Consider the following 1,050-nt stretch of genomic DNA (forward strand, 5'->3'; position numbering starts at 1 on the left):
ATTTAGAACAAGCTAAAGAAAGATAGAGGAGCCGCTGATGGGCAGCAGAGGCAGAGCGGACCTTGCGTATCGACGGCATTCACGCAACGCCGGGTTCGGATGGCAAACCGGAATCAAAAACCCCTCGTTTTCGACCGCAGCCAAAATCGAGGGGTTGGAACCAGTCAGGCGGCGCCTTTCGGCGCCGCCTTGCGTTGGGAGGCTATTGGTCTAGTTGGCGGTCTTGGCCTCGATCTGCTTGGCTTTGGCCGAAGACGCCGTAATGGCGATCTTGCGCGGCTTCAGTTCCTCAGGGATGTTGCGCTTGAGATCGACGAAGAGCAGGCCGTTCTTCAGCGAAGCACCGACGACTTCGACGTGGTCGGCAAGCTGGAAGCGACGTTCAAAAGCCCTCGAGGCAATGCCGCGATAGAGCAGTTCGGACCCTTCGCCGGTACCCTCGTCCTTGCGCTCACCTTTCACGGTCAGCACGTTGCGATGGGCTTCGATCGAGATCTCCTCGTCCGAGAAGCCGGCAACCGCCATCGAGATGCGGTAGGAATCCTCGCCGGTGCGCTCGATGTTGTAGGGCGGATAGGTCTGCGCGCCATCCGGCTGCGCAAGCGAATCCAGCATCGTGAAGAGACGGTCGAAGCCGACGGTCGAGCGATAAAGCGGGGAAAAATCAACGTGACGCATGAGGTGTTCTCCTGTTGAGCAACATGGTTTGCGTATGGCCGGTGCGAAACCCTTGAGCGGCGTTTCGGCTGGACCAGCGGCCCCGACATTGGCGACCGCATGAGACATTTGGGGAGCGCTCGAAAGCATTTCAAGATTTCACCTTGCGGTAAAAGGCGTGGGGCCGGTCCCTTGATGAACGGCAGATGAACCGGTGCTTCGGCGCGCGTTCAGACAGCCGGCGCTAGAGTGCATTCCAGGATCAAGGATTGGCGGCGCCGATTGCACAACAAGCGCCGCAACGAGGCCGAACCGGGTGTAACGTCCCTTCCTCCCGGATCGACAGAGGCCGGAAGCACGCTTTCAAGCGGCTTCCGGCCTTCCCCGTTGCAG

The 1,050-nt window shown here is 59.8% G+C and carries 1 protein-coding gene; it reads right to left on the bottom strand.

Annotated features, from left to right (window positions below; genetic code table 11):
• Window positions 1–210: 210 nt before the first annotated feature.
• Window positions 211–678, bottom strand: coding sequence for an Hsp20 family protein (locus EN935_RS37450; RefSeq protein ID WP_109659260.1), 468 nt, complete (start codon window positions 676–678; stop codon window positions 211–213).
• Window positions 679–1,050: the final 372 nt, after the last annotated feature.

Origin of the sequence: Mesorhizobium sp. M7D.F.Ca.US.004.03.1.1 (assembly GCF_003998635.1) — a bacterium.
GTDB lineage: Bacteria > Pseudomonadota > Alphaproteobacteria > Rhizobiales > Rhizobiaceae > Mesorhizobium > Mesorhizobium loti.